At 64.8% G+C, this 19916-nt stretch carries 22 protein-coding genes; 6 read left to right on the top strand and 16 right to left on the bottom strand.

Annotation, left to right across the window (positions count from 1 at the left end; genetic code table 11):
• Window positions 1-9: 9 nt before the first annotated feature.
• From C9I57_RS27375 to C9I57_RS27335, 9 genes are all read right to left on the bottom strand, one after another.
• The gene (locus C9I57_RS27375; RefSeq protein WP_107153707.1) at window positions 10-1020 is read right to left on the bottom strand and encodes an inorganic phosphate transporter; all 1011 of its coding nucleotides are present in this window, start codon (window positions 1018-1020) and stop codon (window positions 10-12) included.
• An 18-nt stretch (window positions 1021-1038) separates the two neighbouring features.
• The gene (locus C9I57_RS27370) at window positions 1039-1665 is read right to left on the bottom strand and encodes a DUF47 domain-containing protein (RefSeq protein ID WP_018442753.1); all 627 of its coding nucleotides are present in this window, start codon (window positions 1663-1665) and stop codon (window positions 1039-1041) included.
• 258 nt (window positions 1666-1923) lie between these two features.
• Window positions 1924-3327, bottom strand: a complete 1404-nt coding sequence (locus C9I57_RS27365; protein ID WP_107153706.1) for an 8-oxoguanine deaminase — start codon at window positions 3325-3327, stop codon at window positions 1924-1926.
• 14 nt (window positions 3328-3341) lie between these two features.
• Entirely contained in the window at window positions 3342-4730 is a 1389-nt protein-coding gene (locus C9I57_RS27360) for a replicative DNA helicase (RefSeq protein WP_107153705.1), read from the bottom strand.
• A gap of 101 nt (window positions 4731-4831) precedes the next feature.
• A complete protein-coding gene (gene rplI / locus C9I57_RS27355; RefSeq protein ID WP_107153704.1) occupies window positions 4832-5284 on the bottom strand; it encodes a 50S ribosomal protein L9 in 453 nt (150 codons plus the stop codon).
• Window positions 5285-5311: 27 nt separating this feature from the next.
• Entirely contained in the window at window positions 5312-5587 is a 276-nt protein-coding gene (gene rpsR, locus C9I57_RS27350; protein ID WP_018442035.1) for a 30S ribosomal protein S18, read from the bottom strand.
• Between the two features lie 2 nt (window positions 5588-5589).
• A complete protein-coding gene (gene priB / locus C9I57_RS27345) occupies window positions 5590-5889 on the bottom strand; it encodes a primosomal replication protein N (protein WP_107153703.1) in 300 nt (99 codons plus the stop codon).
• 53 nt (window positions 5890-5942) lie between these two features.
• Window positions 5943-6317, bottom strand: coding sequence for a 30S ribosomal protein S6 (gene rpsF, locus C9I57_RS27340; RefSeq protein ID WP_107153702.1), 375 nt, complete (start codon window positions 6315-6317; stop codon window positions 5943-5945).
• Window positions 6318-6407: 90 nt separating this feature from the next.
• Entirely contained in the window at window positions 6408-7343 is a 936-nt protein-coding gene (locus tag C9I57_RS27335; protein WP_107153701.1) for a substrate binding domain-containing protein, read from the bottom strand.
• A 128-nt stretch (window positions 7344-7471) separates the two neighbouring features.
• Here C9I57_RS27335 and gcl point away from each other — a divergent pair, with 128 nt between their 5' ends.
• The 3 genes from gcl (at window position 7472) to C9I57_RS27320 (ending at window position 11067) form a co-directional block, all read left to right on the top strand.
• Window positions 7472-9241, top strand: coding sequence for a glyoxylate carboligase (gene gcl, locus C9I57_RS27330; protein ID WP_107153700.1), 1770 nt, complete (start codon window positions 7472-7474; stop codon window positions 9239-9241).
• 21 nt (window positions 9242-9262) lie between these two features.
• A complete protein-coding gene (hyi, locus tag C9I57_RS27325) occupies window positions 9263-10060 on the top strand; it encodes a hydroxypyruvate isomerase (RefSeq protein ID WP_107153699.1) in 798 nt (265 codons plus the stop codon).
• Between the two features lie 125 nt (window positions 10061-10185).
• Window positions 10186-11067 (top strand): 2-hydroxy-3-oxopropionate reductase, encoded by an 882-nt coding sequence (locus C9I57_RS27320; protein ID WP_107153698.1) that lies wholly within the window; start codon window positions 10186-10188, stop codon window positions 11065-11067.
• A gap of 137 nt (window positions 11068-11204) precedes the next feature.
• Here the strand turns inward: C9I57_RS27320 and C9I57_RS27315 are convergent, their stop codons facing one another.
• The 6 genes from C9I57_RS27315 to C9I57_RS27290 form a co-directional block, all read right to left on the bottom strand.
• On the bottom strand, window positions 11205-12242 hold the full coding sequence (locus tag C9I57_RS27315) for an asparaginase (RefSeq protein WP_107153697.1): 1038 nt from the start codon (window positions 12240-12242) through the stop codon (window positions 11205-11207).
• A gap of 64 nt (window positions 12243-12306) precedes the next feature.
• On the bottom strand, window positions 12307-13233 hold the full coding sequence (locus C9I57_RS27310) for a CysB family HTH-type transcriptional regulator (RefSeq protein WP_107153696.1): 927 nt from the start codon (window positions 13231-13233) through the stop codon (window positions 12307-12309).
• Between the two features lie 22 nt (window positions 13234-13255).
• Entirely contained in the window at window positions 13256-14341 is a 1086-nt protein-coding gene (locus C9I57_RS27305; protein WP_107153695.1) for a sulfate/molybdate ABC transporter ATP-binding protein, read from the bottom strand.
• A 14-nt stretch (window positions 14342-14355) separates the two neighbouring features.
• On the bottom strand, window positions 14356-15279 hold the full coding sequence (gene cysW / locus C9I57_RS27300; protein ID WP_107153694.1) for a sulfate ABC transporter permease subunit CysW: 924 nt from the start codon (window positions 15277-15279) through the stop codon (window positions 14356-14358).
• Window positions 15276-16181 (bottom strand): sulfate ABC transporter permease subunit CysT, encoded by a 906-nt coding sequence (cysT, locus tag C9I57_RS27295; RefSeq protein ID WP_107153693.1) that lies wholly within the window; start codon window positions 16179-16181, stop codon window positions 15276-15278. The genes cysW and cysT overlap by 4 nt, the downstream gene beginning before the upstream one ends.
• A gap of 26 nt (window positions 16182-16207) precedes the next feature.
• Complete coding sequence (locus C9I57_RS27290; RefSeq protein WP_181321970.1) at window positions 16208-17194, bottom strand: sulfate ABC transporter substrate-binding protein; 987 nt, start codon at window positions 17192-17194, stop codon at window positions 16208-16210.
• A gap of 280 nt (window positions 17195-17474) precedes the next feature.
• On the opposite strand from C9I57_RS27290, the gene lexA reads away from it, so the two are divergent.
• From lexA to C9I57_RS27275, 3 genes are all read left to right on the top strand, one after another.
• The gene (gene lexA, locus C9I57_RS27285; RefSeq protein ID WP_107153691.1) at window positions 17475-18122 is read left to right on the top strand and encodes a transcriptional repressor LexA; all 648 of its coding nucleotides are present in this window, start codon (window positions 17475-17477) and stop codon (window positions 18120-18122) included.
• Between the two features lie 17 nt (window positions 18123-18139).
• Complete coding sequence (locus C9I57_RS27280; protein ID WP_107153690.1) at window positions 18140-18478, top strand: hypothetical protein; 339 nt, start codon at window positions 18140-18142, stop codon at window positions 18476-18478.
• A gap of 147 nt (window positions 18479-18625) precedes the next feature.
• Window positions 18626-19282 carry a DUF2939 domain-containing protein gene (locus C9I57_RS27275; RefSeq protein WP_181321966.1) on the top strand — a complete coding sequence of 219 codons (657 nt, stop codon included), beginning with the start codon at window positions 18626-18628 and terminating at the stop codon, window positions 19280-19282.
• Between the two features lie 77 nt (window positions 19283-19359).
• Here the strand turns inward: C9I57_RS27275 and C9I57_RS27270 are convergent, their stop codons facing one another.
• Window positions 19360-19869 (bottom strand): universal stress protein, encoded by a 510-nt coding sequence (locus C9I57_RS27270; RefSeq protein WP_107153688.1) that lies wholly within the window; start codon window positions 19867-19869, stop codon window positions 19360-19362.
• Between the last annotated feature and the right edge of the window lie 47 nt (window positions 19870-19916).

The following is a 19916-nucleotide window of genomic DNA, read 5'->3' as shown; positions in this document are numbered from 1 at the left end:
TCATCCGGCTCAAAACAGCCGATGCCCGCACCACCAGGCCGCCGCGGCAATCAGCGCGGAGGCTGGGAGCGTCAATATCCACGCCCAGACGATGTTGCCTGCCACGCCCCAGCGAACGGCCGAAAGCTTGGTCGTTGCGCCCACGCCGACGATCGCCCCTGTGATCGTATGCGTAGTCGACACGGGGACGCCGAGCGCCGAAGCCAGAAACAGCGTGAGCGCCCCACCCGCTTCCGCGCAAAAACCGCCGACAGGCTTCAGCTTCGTGATCTTCTGACCCATCGTCCGCACGATTCGCCATCCGCCGAACAGCGTGCCAAGCCCCATCGACAGATAGCAGATGCCGATGACCCAGATCGGCGGTGCGGACGATGTCGTCGATGCATAGCCCGTCGCGATCAGCAACATCCAGATGATGCCGATCGTCTTTTGCGCGTCGTTGCCGCCGTGGCCGAGGCTGTAAAGACCCGCGGACAAAAACTGGAGCCGCCTGAAGCGCCGGTCCACTTTGCTCGGCGGCGTCCGGAAGTAGATCCATGACACGCTCAACATGAAGAACGACCCGAGCACGAAACCGAGCAACGGCGAGACGACGATGAAAACCACCGTCTTCAGCAGCCCATCGAAATTGAGCGCCCACCAGCCCGACTTCGCGAGCGCCGCGCCGACGAGCCCGCCGATCAGCGCATGCGACGAGCTCGAAGGAATGCCGAAGCGCCAGGTAACGACGTTCCAGGCGATCGCGCCAACGAGCGCGCCGAAGACGACGTAGTGATCGACGATATCGGGATCGATGGTCCCTTTGCCGATGGTCTGCGCGACTTTCAGGTGAAAGAGGAAATAGGCGATGACGTTGCAGGCGGCCGCGAAGGCGACGGCCTGCTGAGGCTTCAGCACGCCAGTCGAGACGACGGTGGCGATCGAGTTCGCCGCGTCGTGAAAGCCGTTCATGAAGTCGAAGGCGAGTGCGACGGCGATGAGCGCCGCGAGCACCCAGACGGTGATCTCAATCGAATGCATCGTTCGAAGTCCGCTCTTTCAGGCGTTTTCCAGGACAATGCCTTCGATGATGTTCGCCACATCCTCGCATTTGTCGGTGACGGTTTCCAGCAGCTCGTAGACGGCTTTCAACTTGATCAGCGTCTTGACGTCGTCCTCTTCGCGAAAGAGCTTGGACAGCGCCGCGCGCAGGACGCGGTCCGCATCCGATTCGAGCCGATCGATCTCCTCGCAGGCCGCGAGGATCGCGCGCGCCTGGCTCAGGTCCGACAGCATGTTGACGGCCTTCTGCACCTGCTTCGCCGTGCCCGTGCAGATGTGGGCGAGCTGCTTCGCTTCCGACGTCACTGATTGGACGTCGTACAGCGAAATTGCGGTGGCGACGTCCTCCATCAAATCGAGGATGTCGTCCATGGTCGTGATGAGCTTGTGGATTTCGTCGCGATCGAGCGGCGTGATGAATGTCTTGTGCAGCAGGTCGATCGTTTCGTGCGTGAGCTTGTCCGCCGCTTTTTCATTGGCCTGCACGCGCTGCTTGTGCACTTCGGCGTCGCCGAGATTGTCGATGAGGAGCTCGAGCTCCTCGCTCGCGGCGACGATGCACTTCACATGCGCGTCGAAAATTTCGAAGAATTTGCCCTCGGTGGGCATGAAGCGACCAAACATGGAATCAATATGAATGCAATGAATTCAAGCGGTTAGCGGGCGTGCCACTCAGTCCCGGACTGCGCTTGCGGGCTCGTCGCGCATGTCGTGACCTGTCTGCCGCGCGGCGTCTCTTTGTGACATCTTTGTGACGGTCGACAGTTTACCGGAAAGCGCCCTGACGCCGCCCACGATCGCATGCTCGTGACGCAAGCCCGCGACGCTTCGCCGCGTTGCGGGCAGGTGCTCGGGGCATAGCGTCCGCGTTCCCCGACGCTTTTAATCGGCTTGTACCAGCGCTTGCGCGTAGCGATTGTGCTGCTCGAGCACCGGCTCGATCTCGAGCGTCGTCAGCCGTCCTTCGCGCACGACGACGCGCCCGTCGATGACGCTCAACGCAGCCTGCGCGGGCGCACAGAACACGAGCGCCGCGACCGGATCGTGGAGCGCGCCGGCAAACTGCGGCGTCCGCAGATCGAAGGCGACGAAGTCCGCCGCCATGCCGGGCGCGAGCGCACCGAGATCGTCGCGGCCAAGCACGCGCGCGCCGCCGAGCGTCGCAATCTCGAGCGCGTCGCGCGCCGTCAGCGCCGACGGCCCGTAGCCGACCCGCTGCAGCAAAAGCGCCTGACGCGCCTCGCCGAGCATCTGCGCGCCGTCGTTCGACGCCGAGCCGTCGACGCCGAGTCCGACGGGCACGCCGGCATCGCGCATGCGCCGCACCGGCGCGATGCCCGACGCGAGCCGCATGTTCGAACAGGGGCAATGCGCGACGCCGGTACCCGTGCGCGCGAAGAGCGCGATTCCCGCATCGTCGAGCTGCACACAGTGCGCATGCCAAACGTCGTGCCCAACCCAGCCGAGATCCTCGGCGTATTCAGCCGGCGTCATGCCGAACTTCTCGCGGCTGTAGGCGACGTCGTGGACGTTCTCGGCCAGGTGCGTGTGGAGCGAGACGCCATAACTGCGCGCGAGTGCGGCCGATTCGCGCATCAGGGGCCGGCTGACCGAAAACGGCGAGCACGGCGCGACCGCGACGCGCAGCATCGCATAGCGGCCGTCGTCATGATAGGTCTCGATGAGCCGGCGCGTGTCGGCAAGAATCGCATCTTCGCTTTCGACGATATGGTCCGGCGGCAATCCGCCGGCGCTACGGCCGACGCTCATGCTGCCGCGGCTCGCATGAAAACGCATGCCGATGCGCTGCGCGGCGGCAATGCTGTCGTCGAGACGACAGCCGTTCGGGTAGAGGTAGAGGTGGTCGCTCGAGGTGGTACAACCCGAGAGCATCAGCTCGGCCATGGCAACCAACGTCGAAGTTTCGATCATCGGCGGCGTGAGCCGCGCCCACACCGGATACAGCGACGATAGCCAGCCGAACAGCTCGGCGTCCTGCGCGGCGGGCAGCGCGCGCGTCAGGCTCTGAAACATGTGATGGTGCGTGTTGACGAGCCCCGGGATCACGATGTGGCCCGCCAGATCGAGCACCTCGTCAGCGGCGTCTGCGTGCGCGGCCAAGTCGGCCGACGTACCGACGGCGACGATGCGGCCATCCTCGACATAGAGCGCGCCACCGGCGAGCTCGCGGCGTGCGTCGTCCATCGTCACGAGCACGTCCGCATTGCGTACCAGCAGGCTGCGGGTTGGCCGGCGTGCGGCGCCGGGCATCGTCTGTCCTGTCATGCGTTCTCCTCGGCTCACTCTCCGCCGTAGAAGTTCTGCGCTCCCGCGAAGTTGTCGAACTTCGTGAATTGACCATGGAACGTCAGCCGAACGGGGCCGATCGGTCCGTTACGCTGCTTGCCGATAATCACTTCCGCCGTGCCCTTGTCGGGGCTGTCAGGGTTGTAAACCTCGTCGCGATAGATGAAGAGGATCACATCGGCGTCCTGCTCGATAGCACCCGATTCACGCAAGTCCGACATGACGGGACGTTTGTTGGGCCGCTGCTCGAGGCTTCGGTTGAGCTGCGAGAGCGCGATCACGGGCACGTCGAGCTCCTTCGCAAGGCCCTTCAGCGAGCGCGAGATTTCGGAAATCTCGGTCGCGCGGTTTTCGCCCGGCGAGGTCCCCGACATCAGCTGCAGATAGTCGACGATGATGAGCCCGAGCTTTCCGCACTGGCGTGCGAGCCGGCGCGCACGCGAACGCAGTTCCATCGGATTGAGGCCGCCCGTTTCGTCGATGAAGAGTTGCGCCTCGCTCATCTTTTGCACGGCGTGCGTGAGCTTCGGCCAATCCTCGTCGGTGAGACGTCCCGTGCGCATGCGATGCTGATCGAGACGCCCGACCGAGCCGAGCATCCGCATGACGAGCTGCGTCCCCGGCATTTCCATCGAGAAGACGGCGACGGGCAGACCGTATTCGATCGCGACGTATTCGCCGATGTTCATCGAAAAGGACGTCTTGCCCATGGCGGGCCGCCCTGCGACGATGATGAGCTCGCCGCCGTGCATCCCCGACGTCATCCGATCGAGATCGACGAAGCCGGTCGGCGTTCCCGTTACATCGCTCGGGTTCTCGGTGTGGTAAAGCGTATCGATCCGCTCGACGACCTGCGTCAGCAGCGGGCCGATCTCCAAAAAGCCCTGTGTGCCGCGCGCACCGTCCTCGGCGATCGAAAAGACTTTCGATTCCGCCTCGTCGAGCAACTGCCGCACTTCCTTGCCCTGCGGGTTGAACGCGTCAGCCGAGATTTCATCGGCCACCGAGACCAGCCTCCGCAAGACCGCACGGTCGCGTACGATCTCCGCATAGCGGCGAATATTGGCGGCACTCGGCGTGTTTTGCGCCAGCGCGTTCAGATAGGCGAGCCCGCCGACATCGTCCGCCTTTCCCGAGCTGACGAGCGATTCATAGACGGTGACCACGTCGGCCGGCCGCGTCGCGGCGATGAGGCGGCCGATATGCTCGTAGATGATGCGATGGTCGTAGCGGTAAAAATCGCTTTGCGAGAGAAAATCCGCGATTCGGTCCCATGCGGCGTTGTCGAGCAACAACCCGCCCAACACCGACTGCTCGGCTTCGATCGAATGCGGCGGGACCTTCAGCGACTCGAGTTGGGGGTCTTTGGACGGTGCGTTCATGGGATGGGATTATGGCGAAATGCCCCGGCCTGTGCCAGCGCGCCACAAACGAAAAAAGGGCAGCGCCACGGCTGCCCTTTTTGGATCGCGATGGACCGCGCTCAGGCGTGCTCGCCGAGCACCGACACCGTGACGTCGACGAGAACGTCCGTATGCAGCGAAACCTGCACGGGATGATCGCCCACGATCTTCATCGGGCCTTGCGGCAGGCGGACTTGCGCCTTTTCGACGGGGAAGCCCTGCTTCGTCAGCGTCTCGGCGATGTCAGCGTTCGTGACCGAGCCGAACAAGCGACCGTCGACGCCGGCCTTCTGCGCGATCTGGACCGTGAGGCCCGACATCTTCTCACCGAGCGCTTGCGCGGCGGCGAGCTTGTCGGCGGCGGCCTTCTCGAGCTCGGCGCGACGCACTTCGAACTCGGCGATCGCTTCCTTCGTGGCGCGGCGGGCGAGCTTTTGCGGAATCAGGAAATTACGCGCGAAGCCGTCCTTGACCTTGACGATATCGCCGAGGTTGCCCACGTTGACAACCTTTTCCAAAAGGATGATTTGCATTCGAATTCTCCTTGTAGCGCCGTCTGATCAGGCCTTGTGCAGATCGGTGTACGGCAGCAGCGCGAGGAAGCGGGCGCGCTTGATCGCCGTGTCGAGCTGGCGTTGATAGTGGGCCTTCGTACCCGTCAGACGAGCCGGCGTGATCTTGCCGTTTTCGCCGATGAAGTCCTTCAGCGTTTCGATGTCCTTGTAGTCGATGTACTCGACGCCGGCTGCCGTGAAGCGGCAGAACTTCTTGCGCTTGAAGAGCGGGTTTTGCTGCTGGCGGCGCTTGTCGAACTTTTTACCAGTGGGACGGGGCATGTTCAGTCCTTTCCAATGTCCTGCAATTCTGTGATGTGAAACACCAAGGTTCTCGCATTGCGACTCTTCTTCGCCAGAAAACCCGTGAATAGCGTCTCGACGCCCATTTCACAGTTTTCGAGCTTGCCGCTCGCGGCACCCGCGGCCAGCGCGGGCATCGTCAATTCGACCAGCCGGGCGATGCCGGCTTCGACGACTTCCGTGCGGTGTTGCAACGTGCAGCTTGCGATCGGCACGCCAGCCGGCGTATAGCGCAGCGGTTCGCGCTCGATCACGCTGGCCGTGAGTTGCAGCCTGTTCACGGAAGCGGCTTGGAATCCATGAGACCTTGGCGGCTCGTAACGTCAAACCGTTGTCAAGCCTGCGCTTCGGACGACTGCGAGGCAGCCGCCTTCTTGGCTTCTTCGCGCTGCACTTCCTTCATCATCGGCGACGGGCCGGTTTCGGCCTTCTTCATCTTGACGATGAGGTGACGCAGCACGGCGTCGTTGAACTTGAACGCGTGCTCGAGCTCTTCGAGCGTTGCCTGGTCGCATTCGATGTTCATGCAGACGTAGTGAGCCTTCGCGAGTTTCTCGATCATGTAGGCCAGCTGGCGACGGCCCCAGTCTTCGATGCGGTGGATCTGACCGCCGCGCGCGGTAATCGTGGACTTGTACCGCTCGATCATCGCGGGCACCTGCTCGCTCTGGTCGGGGTGCACGACGAAGACGATTTCGTAGTGACGCATACGCACTCCTTGTGGATAGAAGCCACCCGGGCGTCAAAGCCGGTGTGGCAAGTGAGAAGCCGGCGATTGTAGCGTAAATTCGGGCCGCGCTCAAGCCGCCGGGCAGGCCGTGGGCGAAGGCGCCCCGCCCCAATATCCCGGCTGGTTGTAGACGCCCTTGAGATAGTCGATGAAGTAACGCACCTTCGCGGGGACATATCGCTGCTGCGGATAGACGGCGAGAATGTCGTAATCGGGCAGTGCGAACTCGTCGAGCACCGTTTCCAGCTCGCCGCGCGCGAGCTGCTCGGCGACCTCCCAAGTCGAGCGCCAACCGAGCCCGAGCCCCTCCGCCGCCCAGCGGTGCAGCAGCTCGCCGTCGTTGCAGTCGAGCGTGCCCGTCACGCGCACGGTGACGAGCTTGCCGTTACGGCGGAAATACCAGCCGCGGTTCTGCCCGCCTTGCAAATTGAACGCGAGGCAGTTGTGCTCGAGCAGTTCGTCGAGCGTTCTCGGTCGGCCGTGCTTCGCGAAATACTCCGGTGTGCCGCAAACGACGCGGCGATTCGCTGCAAGCTTGACCGCCACGAAGCTCGGATCGACCGCTCCGCCAATGCGGATCGACAGGTCGTAGCCCTCGCGGACCAGGTCGACGACGCGGTCGGTCAGATTGAACGACATCCTGAGCTCGGGTTTGTCCGCCAGAAACGCCGGCGCGAGCGGCGCGACGTGCTTGCGGCCGAACGCGGCCGGCGCCGATACGATCAGATGCCCGCTCACCGAGCGCCGGCCGGCGGCGAGCTCGTTTTCGGCCTGGTCCCAGTCGGCGAGGAGTCCGCGGCAACGCTCGAGGAACGCCGCGCCTTCCTCGCTGACGACGAGACGCCGCGTCGAGCGGTACATGAGCTTGACGCCGAGGCGTTTTTCGAGCGCGTCGATGCGCCGGCCGAGGATGACGGGGGAAACGCCCTCCTCGAGCGCCGCGGCGGCGAGGCTGCCCGCCTCGGCCACACGCACGAAGGTCTCGATTTGCTTGAAGCGATCCATCGCCAGTCCCCTTGCGCCCTATTCGATACTTTTTGTATCGAAAAACCCGACTTTCCGCGATCTTATCAAACCTTCGGCACGCTCCTAAAGTAACGACTCGAACGCCCATAGACATGAAGGAGACATCCATGCCGAAAATGAGAGCTGTCGACGCAGCCGTGCTCGTTCTCGAGAAGGAAGGTATCGACACGGCATTCGGCGTGCCGGGCGCCGCGATCAATCCGCTCTACTCCGCGCTCAAGAAAGCGGGCAGCATCAGCCACGTGCTCGCGCGCCATGTGGAAGGCGCCTCGCACATGGCCGAGGGCTATACGCGCGCCGCGCCGGGCAACATCGGTGTGTGCATCGGTACGTCCGGCCCCGCCGGCACCGATATGATCACGGGCCTCTACTCCGCTTCGGCCGATTCGATTCCGATCCTCGCGATCACGGGCCAGGCGCCGCGTGCGCGCCTCTACAAGGAAGACTTCCAGGCCGTCGACATCGAATCGATCGCGAAGCCCGTGACGAAGTGGGCCGTGACCGTACGCGAGCCGGCGCTGGTGCCGCGCGTTTTCCAGCAAGCGTTCCATCTGATGCGCTCGGGCCGCCCCGGGCCCGTGCTGATCGATCTGCCGATCGACGTCCAACTCGCCGAGATCGAGTTCGACATCGCTACCTACGAGCCGCTTCCTGTCTACAAACCGCGAGCGACGCGGGGGCAGATCGAGGCGGCGCTGCAAATGCTGAACGACGCGGAGCGCCCGCTGATCGTATCGGGCGGCGGCGTGATCAATGCGGCGGCGGAGCAACTGCTCGTCGAATTCGCCGAGACCATCGGCGTGCCTGTCATTCCGACGCTGATGTCGTGGGGCGCGATACCCGACGATCATCCGCTGATGGCGGGGATGGTCGGCCTGCAGACCTCGCACCGCTATGGCAATGCGACGTTACTCGCATCGGACTTCGTGCTCGGCATCGGCAACCGGTGGGCGAACCGCCACACGGGCAGCATCGATGTCTATACGAAGGGGCGCAAGTTCGTCCACGTCGATATCGAGCCGACACAGATCGGGCGCGTGTTCGGCCCGGACCTCGGCATCGTCTCCGATGCGAAGGCCGCGCTCGAGCTCTTCGTCGAAGTGGCGCGCGAATGGAAAGCGCAAGGCCGGCTGAAGGACCGCGGCGAGTGGGCGGAAGCATGCCGCGAGCGCAAGCGCACGATGCATCGCAAGACGCACTTCGAGAACGTGCCGGTCAAGCCGCAACGCGTCTACGAGGAGATGAACAAGGTCTTCGGCCGCGACACGTGCTACGTCAGCACGATCGGCCTCTCGCAAATCGCCGGCGCGCAGTTCCTCCATGTCTATCGAGCCCGCAACTGGATCAACTGCGGACAGGCCGGCCCGCTCGGCTGGACGATCCCCGCCGCGCTCGGCGTGCGCGCGGCCGACCCGCAGCGTCCGATCGTCGCGCTTTCGGGCGATTACGACTTCCAGTTCATGATCGAAGAGCTGGCGGTCGGCGCCCAGTTCAACCTGCCCTACGTGCACGTCGTCGTGAACAACTCGTATCTCGGGTTGATCCGCCAGGCGCAGCGGCAGTTCGACATGGACTACTGCGTACAGCTCGCGTTCGAGAACATCAACGCGCCGGAACTGAACGGCTATGGCGTCGATCACGTAGCGGTGGCGGAAGGCCTCGGCTGCAAGGCGCTGCGCGTATTCCGGCCCGAGGATATCAAGCCCGCCCTCGAAAAAGCGCAGACGATGCTCGGCGAGTTCAAGGTTCCCGTCGTCGTCGAAGTGGTTCTCGAGCGCGTGACCAATATCGCGATGGGCGGGGAGATCGACGCCGTCAACGAATTCGAGCCGCTCGCGGAATCGCTCGACGATGCGCCGACGGCGCTTCCCACCTGACTGACCACTGAGATTTGAATCATGCCGAAATTCGCAGCGAATTTGACGATGTTGTTCAACGAGGTGCCGTTTCTCGATCGCTTCGAGGCGGCAGCCCGTGCCGGCTTCGATGCCGTCGAGTTTCTGTTTCCGTACCCGTTTGGCGCCGCCGAGCTCGCCGAACGGCTCGAGGCGAACCGGCTGCGCCTGGTTCTGCACAATCTGCCGGCCGGCAACTGGGAAGCGGGCGAGCGCGGCATCGCCTGCCTGCCCGATCGGGTCGGCGAATTCCAGGACGGGGTGGGCCGCGCGATCGAGTACGCGAAGGCCCTCAAGGTGCGCCAGGTGAACTGCCTCGCCGGCATCCGTCCCCACGGCGTCGATGCCGAGCGGGCGCGCTCGACGCTCGTCGACAATCTGCGCTTTGCCGCGGCCGCGCTCGCACGCGTTGGGATCCGGTTGCTTGTCGAGCCTTGCAACGCCTACGATATTCCAGAGTTCGCGCTGAACCGCTCGAAGGAAACACTCGACGTCATCCGCGATGTCGGCTCGGACAACCTCTTCCTGCAGTACGACATCTATCACATGCAACGGATGGAGGGTGAGCTCGCCGCAACGATCAAGGCCAACCTGCCGCGTATCGCGCATATGCAGCTCGCCGACAATCCCGGCCGTCACGAGCCGGGCACCGGCGAGATCAACTACGCGTTCCTGTTCGAGTTCATCGACAGTCTCGGCTACGAGGGCTATATCGGCTGCGAGTACAAGCCGCGCACGACCACGCTCGATGGCCTGGACTGGCTGCGGACCGTCGCCGGCCGCGCAAGCGCCGCTGCGTGACAGCGCGCGGCGAGACATAACGGCACCCCTTATTCATCCGATGGATTCGGCACACTCGAGCGAGAATCGAAGTCGATCCATCACGATTCAGCAACCAGACCAGACTGACTGACGGAAATATCGACATGGCAAAGATCGGCTTTATCGGCCTCGGCATCATGGGCTCGCACATGGCGCGCAACCTTCTCAAAGGCGGCCATACGCTCGTTGTCAACGGCAAGCATCCCGTTCCGGACGATCTGCGCGAACGTGCCACGGTGGTCACCGATTCGGCGGCCGTTGCGGCGGCAGCGGAAGTCATCATCTCGATGGTGCCCGACACGCCGGACGTGGCCAGCGTGCTTTTCGCCGAAGACGGCGTCGCGAAGGGCCTTTCGAAGGGCAAGCTCGTCATCGACATGAGCTCCATCTCGCCGCTCGAAACGCAGGCGTTCGCCAAGCGGATCAACGAGCTGGGGTGCGACTATCTCGACGCGCCCGTATCGGGAGGCGAAGTCGGTGCGCGCGACGCGACGCTGACGATCATGGTCGGCGGCCCCGAGGCGGCGTTCGAACGCGCCAAGCCGCTCTTCGATCTGATGGGCAAGAACGTCTCGCTCATCGGCGACAACGGCGCCGGACAGACCTGCAAGGTCGCCAATCAGATCATCGTGGCGCTCAATATCGAAGCCGTCGCGGAAGCGCTGCTCTTCGCGGCGCGCTCGGGTGCCGATCCCGAGCGCGTACGGCGCGCGCTGATGGGCGGCTTCGCCTCGTCGCGCGTGCTCGAGGTGCATGGCGAGCGCATGACGAAGCGCACGTTCAACCCGGGCTTTCGCATCGAGCTTCACAGGAAGGATCTGAACCTCGCGCTCGACGGTGCGCGCAAGCTCGGCATCGCATTGCCTCATACGGCGAGCGCGCAGCAGCTCTTCAGCGTCTGCGCGGCGCACGGCGGCAGCGGGTGGGATCACTCCGCCATCATTCGCGCCCTCGAAATCATGGCCGGGTTCGAGATCGAGGCGTGATCAGTTAAGCAGGAACGCCGCTTTCGGGCTGAGGGCGGCGAAGTGGGGTCCGCAGCGGCGCCCGGCGACGACGGGGAAGCCTTGGTCGGTCAGACGTCGTCGTCGGGTGTCCGTCTGTCGGATTGCCGCGCTCTTCTTCAGTAGGTGTCGAAAGCGCGTTGCAGCAGCGTGCGCTCCCCCATCCCCACCGCCAGCGCGAGCATCAACAGCACCCGAGCCTTGTATGGATTGAGCGTGCCCGCGGTCACGAAGCCGAGCACATCGTCGGGCGCGGCTCCGTTGCGCATGACATGCCCCGAGCCGACACGCGACGCGCGGACCACCGCGATGCCCTGCCGGACCGCCTCGGCCAGAGCGGCCTGAACGCTCGCGTGGACCGACCCGTTCCCGGTGCCCGCCACAACGATGCCGCGCACGCCTGCCGCGATCAGCGCGTCGACGGCCGTGCGCGTTGCGCCGGCATAGCTTGCGACGATCTCCACGCCCGGCCAGCCGGCGTCGGCGACGAACGGCGTGGCCGCCGTATGCGGACGCACGACGCTGCGCTGAAATTCGACACGCCCATCCTGAACCCAGCCGAGCGCGCCGACCTCGGGCGATTGGAACGCATCGACGGCATAGGTGCTCGTCTTGACGATGTCGCGCGCACTATGAATACGGTTGTTGAACGCGACGAGCACGCCTCTTCCCCACGCCTCACGCGTGCCCGCGACCGTGACGGCGCCGAGCAGATTGAGCGGCCCGTCGGCCGAGAGCGCCGAAGACGGGCGCATCGCGGCCGTCATGACGATCGGCTTCGACGTTTTCACCGTCAGATGGAGCAGGTATGCCGTCTCTTCGAGCGTATCGGTGCCATGCGTGACGACGATACCGTCGATGTCGGCGCGTGACGCGAGCTCGCCGATGCGCCGTGCGAGCACTGTCCACAAGGAAAGATCGAGGTCCTTGCTGTCGATGCTCGCGACTTGCTCCGCTTCGATGCTCGCGACGTTCGCGAGCGCGGGGACCGCCGCGAGCAGGCGCTCGACGCCGACGACGCCGGCCTGGTAGCCGGCCGTCTGCGCGGCATCGGCGGCGGAACCCGCTATCGTGCCGCCCGTCGCGAGAACGGCGATGCGCGGCAGCGCAGCCGGGTCCGGCGAAACCGCCGAGTTCGAGGTGCTGATTGTGTCCATGGCCGCCATTCTATACGGCGCGCGGCACGGCGCCGTAAGGAATGGCGTGGAAAACTCGCTGCGTTTAAGCCGCTTCGCGCAGTCGCCCCGTGATGTCGGTGCCGGCGAGCTGGGGCGCGAACATTTCGATGAACCGGTAGGCGTACGCGCGCAGGATCGCGCCCTTGCGGAGCCCGACGCGCGTCGTGCTCGCTTCGAACAAATGCTGCGACTCGAGGGCGACGAGCTCGGAGTCTCGCTTCGGATCGTAGGCCATCGCCGCAACGATGCCGATCCCCATGCCGAGCTCGACATACGTCTTGATGACGTCGGCGTCGATCGCGGTGAGCACCACGTCGGGGAGTCTTCCCGTTTTCTCGAACGCCTCGTCGATATGAGCGCGGCCGGTGATGTCGCGCTCATAAGTGATGATCGGATGCTCGGCGACGTCCTCGAGCGTCACCGTCTTCACGGCGGCAAGCGGGTGCCCCTTCGGCACGACCACGATGTGATGCCACGAGTAGCACGGAAACGTGACGATGTCGGAGTACCGATCGAGGCCTTCCGTCGCGATCGCGATATCGGCCTCGCCCTCGACGAGCATCTGCGCGATCTGGCGCGGGCTGCCCTGGCGCAAGGCGAGATGCACTTTGGGGAAAACCTCCTTAAACGCCCGGATCACCTGCGGGAGCGCGTAGCGAGCCTGCGTGTGCGTCGTGGCGACGACGAGATGCCCAGTGTCCTCGTCGGCATATTGGCGCGCCACGCGGCGCACGTTTTCGGCGTCGAGGAGCATCCTCTCGATGAGCCGATGCACGGCTTTCCCCGGCTCGGTCAACCCTGTCAGCCGCTTGCCGCGCCGCACGAAGATGTCGACGCCCAACTCGTCCTCGAGATCCTTGATCTGCTTCGAGACCCCGGATTGCGAGGCATAGAGCACATTCGCCACCTCGGTCAGGTTCAAGTTGCGGCGCACTGCCTCGCGCACGTAGCGCAGTTGCTGGAAGTTCATAAAGGCCTCTCTTGGTTTTTCTTTACTGCGCTTCGAAGACGCGCGCCGAGCGCGGTACGACCGTCACGCGGTCGCCCTCGGCCAGTTGCAGTGCATGCCAGGCCTCGCGCGCGATCTCTGCCTCGAGCGGGCCAGCGTCCCCGGCGAGCTCGACGCGAACCGAGCCTCCGCGCGCCACGACGCGTCGCACGTCGGCCGCCACGCCATCGCTCCGCTCGAGCGCGTGCGGATAGATCTGCAGATCGTGCGGGCGCACGTAGGCGAATGCCGGACCCGGACCCGCGGCCGGCGCGCCGGCCTCTTCCGCCAGCGCGGATGCGGCGACGAGCGGCGCACTCGCGCCGTGAGGAACGAAACCGTGCGGCTCGACGCTGCCCGCGACGCGGTTGGCCGCGCCGAGGAACGCATAAACGAACGGCGTGCGCGGCTCGTCATACACTTCCTGGGGGCTGCCCGCCTGTTCGATGCGGCCATGATTGATGACGACGATCCGGTCCGCGACGTCGAGAGCCTCCTCCTGATCGTGCGTGACGAAGATCGTGGTGATCGAAAGCTCGTCATGAAGCCGGCGCAGCCAGTCGCGCAGCTCCTTGCGCACCTTCGCGTCGAGCGCGCCGAACGGCTCGTCGAGCAGCAAGACGCTCGGCTCGACGGCGAGCGCCCGCGCAAGCGCGACGCGTTGCCGCTGGCCGCCCGAGAGCTCGGCCGGATACCGGTCGCCGAGATGTCCCAGGTGTACGAGTCCCAGGAGCTCGTTGACTTTCGCGCGAATGACCGCCTCCGAGGGACGTTCGCGACGCGGCTTGACACGCAGCCCGAACGCGATGTTCTCGAACACCGTCATGTGGCGAAAAAGCGCGTAGTGCTGAAACACGAAGCCGACTTGCCGTTCGCGCGCGTCGAGCGCCCCGACATCGCGACCATTGAGCACCACTTCCCCTTCGTCCGCCGCCTCCAGTCCGGCGATCACGCGCAGCAGCGTGGTCTTGCCGCAGCCCGACGGACCGATCAGCGCAGCGAGCTCGCCGCGCGCGAACTCGAGCGAGATGCCGTCGAGCGCGACAAAATCGCCGAAACGCTTGTGCAGATTGCGAACGATGATGCTCATTCCAGTACCTTTCGTCAGGGAAGTGTTGCGCTCGCGCCCTCGGCCGCGAGCCGACGCTCGGCGACGAGTTTCACGGCAAGCGTCGCGAGCGCGATCAGCGCAAGCAACGAGGCGACGGCAAAAGCGGCCGCGAAGTTGTAGTCGTTGTAGAGGATCTCGACATGCAGCGGCATCGTATCGGTGAAGCCGCGAATGTGCCCGGAGACGACGGAGACGGCGCCGAACTCGCCCATCGCGCGGGCGTTGCAAAGGATCACACCGTAGATGAGCCCCCACTTCACATTCGGCAGCGTCACCCGGCGCCAGATCTGCCAGCCCGACGCGCCGAGTACGCGCGCCGCCTCTTCTTCTTCCTTGCCCTGCGCCTGCATGAGCGGAATGAGCTCGCGCGCGACGAACGGGAACGTGACGAAGATCGTTGCGAGCACGATGCCGGGCACCGCGAAGATGACCTGCACATCGTGGGCTTGAAGCCACGGGCCGAACCAGCCTTGCGCGCCGAAGAGCAGCACGTAGAGCACGCCCGAGATCACGGGCGAGACCGAAAACGGCAAATCGATCAGCGTCGTCAGCAATGCGCGGCCGCGAAACTCGAATTTGGCGATGGCCCACGATGCGGCGAGGCCGAAGACGAGATTGAGCGGCACCGCGATGGCGGCCACGGTCAGCGTGAGCGCGATCGCGGCGCGCGCGTCCGGCTCGGCGAGCGCCTCGAAGTAATACGCGACGCCCTTGCTGAACGCCTCGCTGAACACCGCCACGAGCGGCACGACGAGAAAGAGCGCGAGAAATGCGAGCACGATGCCCGTCAACGCCCAGCGCGCGACGTTCGCGCTTGCCCCGGCGCGACGGCGCGCGATCGAGGAGGTCGCGGCACTCGAGCGGGCGCTGGCTTGCCCGGCCCCGCTCGTTTCGATTGGAACGGCGATGCGGCTCATCCGATCGCTCCTTGCCCGGCCGTCGGCGCAGAACGCGGCGCGGTGCTCGCGCGGCGCGCGCGGCCCCTGCCGTTGCGGCTCGTGCGGCGTTGCCAATGCCATTGCAGCGCGTTGATCGCGAAAAGCATCGCGAACGAAGCGACCAACATCGCGACGGCGAGCGCCGTCGCGCCGGCATAGTCGTACTGCTCGAGCTTCGTGATGATAAGCAGCGACGCGACTTCTGATTTCATCGGGATATTACCGGCGATGAAGATGACCGAGCCGTATTCGCCGAGCGCGCGGGCGAACGCGAGCGCGACGCCGGTCGACAGCGCCGGCGCCAGCGCGGGCAGCACGACACGCGAGAAGGTCTGCCACGGCGAGGCGCCGAGGCAGGCCGCCGCCTCCTCCTGCGCGTGCTCGAAATCCTGCAGCACAGGCTCGACGGTGCGCACGACGAACGGCAGCCCGACGAACGTCAGCGCGACGAGCACCCCGAGCGGCGTGAAGGCCACCTTCAGCCCGAGCGGCGCGAGCCAACGGCCGATCCACCCGTGCTGGTCGTAGATGGCGGCGAGCGCGATGCCCGCGACGGACGTCGGCAGCGCGAACGGCAAATCAACGATCGCATCGACGAGGCGCTTGCCGGGAAACGGGTACCGCACGAGAACCCAGGCGACGAGCAGGCCGAAGACGCCGTTCACGAGGGCCGCGATTGCGCCGGCGCCGAACGTCAGCCGATAGGACGCCAGCACGCGCGGCGAAGCCACGGCCGCGACGAACTGCGTCCAGTCGAGCGTCGAGGCCTTCAGGAACGCGGCCGCAAGCGGAATCAGGACCACCAGGCCCAAGTAAGCCAGCGTGATGCCTAGCGTCATGCCGAAGCCGGGCAATACGCCGGGCCTGCGAAAAGCGAACATCGTCGATGCCTTTCAGTCGTTGAGCTTCAGTGAGGCTGATAAATCGAATCGAACGTGCCGCCGTCGGCGAAATGCACCTTTTGGGCATTGGCCCAGCCGCCGAAGGCCGTGTCGACTGTGTAGAGCTTCAGCTTCGGAAACTTCGCCGTGAGCTCGGCGGGCACGTTCGCCGAGCGCGGCCGGTAGAAGTTGGCCGCGGCGATCTTTTGTCCCTCGTCGCTATAGAGGAAGCGCAAATACGCTTCGGCCACTTTGCGCGTCCCCCGTTTGTCGACGACCCCGTCGACGACGGCGACGGGTGGCTCCGCGAGAATGCTCACTGACGGAACGACGATCTCGAACTTGTCCGCGCCGAATTCCTTCTGCGCGAGAAATGCCTCGTTCTCCCATGCGATCAGGACGTCGCCGAGTTCGCGCTGCACGAAGCTCGTCGTGGCGCCGCGCGCGCCGGAATCGAGCACACCGGCATTGCGATAAAGCTGCGCGACGAAGTCTTTCGCCTTCTGCTCGTTGCCGCCCGGACGGTTGAGCGCGTAGACCCATGCGGCGAGGTAGTTCCAGCGCGCGCCGCCGGAAGTCTTCGGATTCGGCGTGACGATCGAAACGCCGGGCTTCACGAGATCGTCCCAGTCCTTGATGCGCTTGGGATTGCCGTGCCGCACGAGAAAGACGATCGTCGAGGTGTACGGCGCCGCGTTGTTGGGCAGGCGCTTTTGCCAGTCACGCGCGATGAGCCCCTTGCTCGCCAGCGCATCGATGTCATAGGCGAGCGCGAGCGTCACGACGTCGGCCTGCAGTCCCGCGAGGACCGAGCGCGCCTGCGCCCCGGAGCCGCCGTGGGACTGACGGATCGAGACACCCTCGCCCGTGCTCGCTTTCCATTGCTCGGCGAATGCCTTGTCGACTGCCTGATAGAGCTCGCGGGTGGGATCGTAGGAAACGTTCAGCAGCGTAGCCTCCGCTTGCGCCTCGGCGGCGAACCCGAACATCGCCGCCGCCGCGCCGACTACCATGCCGCCGAGCAGGCGCCGCCGCTTGCCCGACCACTCGCTTCCCCTTTCCACCATTTCTTCTGACTCCTGGCCGTATTGCATCGATTTTGGATGACGAGCTAGTCTAGCCACGCGCCCTTATGATCCAAACGAAGGATTTCGAATTCCTTTATATGAAAAACAGATAAGACGCTCGCGGGGGCTCGAAGGTGCTGCGTAAAAAAAGGGGGACGTGCCACTTGTATTCCGCCCGATACTGTATAAAAATACAGACACCTGTCTATCCATACAGTGGCGCGCCATGACCAAACTCACCGCACGACAGCAGCAGGTATTCGATTTGATCCGCCAGTCGATCGAGCAGAGCGGGTACCCGCCCACGCGAGCCGAAATCGCCGCGGCGCTTGGCTTCAGCTCGGCCAATTCGGCGGAGGAGCATCTGCGCGCACTCGCTCGAAAAGGGGTGATCGAGCTGGCGGCGGGCGCTTCACGAGGAATTCGGCTCCTGGCGCCGGACGATGCGCCGCGGCAGCTGACGCTCCCGCACGCGGCGTTGATGCAGCTCTCGCTGCCGCTCGTCGGCCGCGTCGCGGCAGGCAGCCCGATCCTCGCGCAGGAGCACATCTCGCAGCATTACGCATGCGATCCCGCGCTCTTTTCGAGCAAGCCCGACTACCTGCTGAAAGTGCGGGGTCTTTCGATGCGCGACGCGGGGATTCTCGACGGCGACCTGCTCGCCGTGCAAAAGCGAACCGAGGCGAAAGACGGTCAAATCGTCGTAGCCCGCCTCGGGGACGACGTCACGGTCAAGCGCTTCAAGCGCCGGTCGAACGGCGTCGAGCTGATTGCGGAGAATCCCGACTACGAAAATATTTTCGTCCAGGCCGGCAGCGCGGAGTTCGCGCTCGAAGGCATCGCCGTCGGCCTCATCCGTCCCACCGAATTCTGAACGCCAAGGGAAATTCCATGGACCGCCTCGCCCGCCTCATGCCCTTTCGCCGCTTCGGCCGCCTGCGCCACCTGCGCAGTCTGGTGCCATGTCCGCCGCTCGACGCGGCGACCGCAGCGGATGCAGGCCAGCATGGCACGCTTGCCCTCGACGAACGGCCCTCGTCGATGCCGGCTTTCGCGCGCGTCTCGCTCAACAGCGCGTTACATGCTCAACCGGCGCAGCGGGCGCCGGTACGGGTCTATCATGGCGCGTCGCGCGTAATTCTCGTCGGAACGATCGACGCCGTTTGCCGAATGATCGACCGCTGTATCGACGAAGAACGTGCGGGGATGCGCGCGGCCCAGCTCGGCTGACACCGCCGCGCGACCCATTGGGGAAGACCGGGACTTCGAGAGTCAGCCGGACGTTCGGTCATCGAGCCACGTCAGGAGCGGGATCGTTTTGCCATATCGCCGGTCCATCGGGTTTCGATCTGTTTACTCAAGGAAATCCGCCCAGTGATGACTAATGACAGACCCAATCGGGCACGCGGCAAGCCGCTCGCCGCCATTGCGATCGTAATCGCGGCGATTGTCGTATTCGCCATCCTCGCGTACGTCTACGCCACCCCGTACCTCGTTCTCGACCGCTTGAAGCAAGCCGCCGATGCACGCGATGCCGAAACGGTCGACCGCTATGTCGACTATCCGGCGCTGCGTACAAGCCTCAAGCAGCAGTTGACGCAATTGCTGTCCCGACGCGTCGAATCGCAAAAGCGCGAGCATCCGCTCGCCGCATTCGGCGCACTCGTAGGCATGGCGTTGATTGGCCCGCTCGTCGACAACTATGCGACGCCTGAAGGCGTTGCAGCGCTACTGAACGGCATGCCGCCGCGCGGCGAGCCGAGCGAGGCGCTCTCGCCGCCCGCTCCGCCAATGGCGCCGTCCGCTGGCGAGTCGGCTTCCGCGCCCGCCGCGCCGCCATCGAGCCAACCCATCCCAGCGCCGGCCGAGAAGGCCCCGGCTGCGCCAAAGCGTGTCGGAGCGCACTATCGCGGCATCGACGAATTTGTCGTCACGTATCGGCATGACGCCGCGAGCGCGCCTTATAGCGTGATCCTGCGCCGCGATGGGTGGTTTTCGTGGAGACTCTCGGCGGTCGACCTGAACCAGCAATAGCCGAGAGGCGGCGTAGCTCGACGCTCAGCCGCTCTTGCCGCTCGATAGAAAGGACGCCGAAAGGAGCCTTGTCGGGCCTAGGTCTCGCTGCCGGCCTTGGCTGACGTCTGCGCGGCCGACGGGCTGACCGTCTGCGGTTCTATCTCGTGCGCCGTCGATACGGCCACGAGAATGCTGCACGAGACGCGATCGAGCAATTGCGTGTTCCCCGCGCCCATCCACCATCGCGACAACCCGCTGCGCGCGCGGTGGCCGACCACGACGAGGTCCACCTTCAATTCGTCCGCGAGCCGTGCGATCTCGTCGATAGGATGCCCGAACGCAAAATGACCGTGCGCCGTCACGCCGCGCTCGGTCAGCCAGTCGACGCCTTCCTGAAGAATCTCGCGGGCCGCGTCCTCGAAGCGTCCGCAGGCGACATCGGTCAAGAGGCCCGCGCTTTGCGCGATGCTCGTGCGCATATCCACGACTGAAAGGAGATGCGTTTCCGCCTGTAGGTCGAGCGCGAGATTGGCGCCACAGCGCAATGCCTTGCGACCTTCGCGCGTGCCGTCGTAACACAGCAGAATCTTGTTGTAACTCGCCATCGTGGCCTCCCTATCCGCGCAAACCGCAGACATTCGTTTGAATAATC

The sequence above is a fragment of the Trinickia symbiotica genome, from assembly GCF_003028655.1.
Classification (GTDB): Bacteria; Pseudomonadota; Gammaproteobacteria; order Burkholderiales; family Burkholderiaceae; genus Trinickia; species Trinickia symbiotica_A.
The sequence above is the reverse complement of the archived record's forward strand: the minus strand, read 5'-3'. Positions and strand labels throughout refer to the sequence as shown.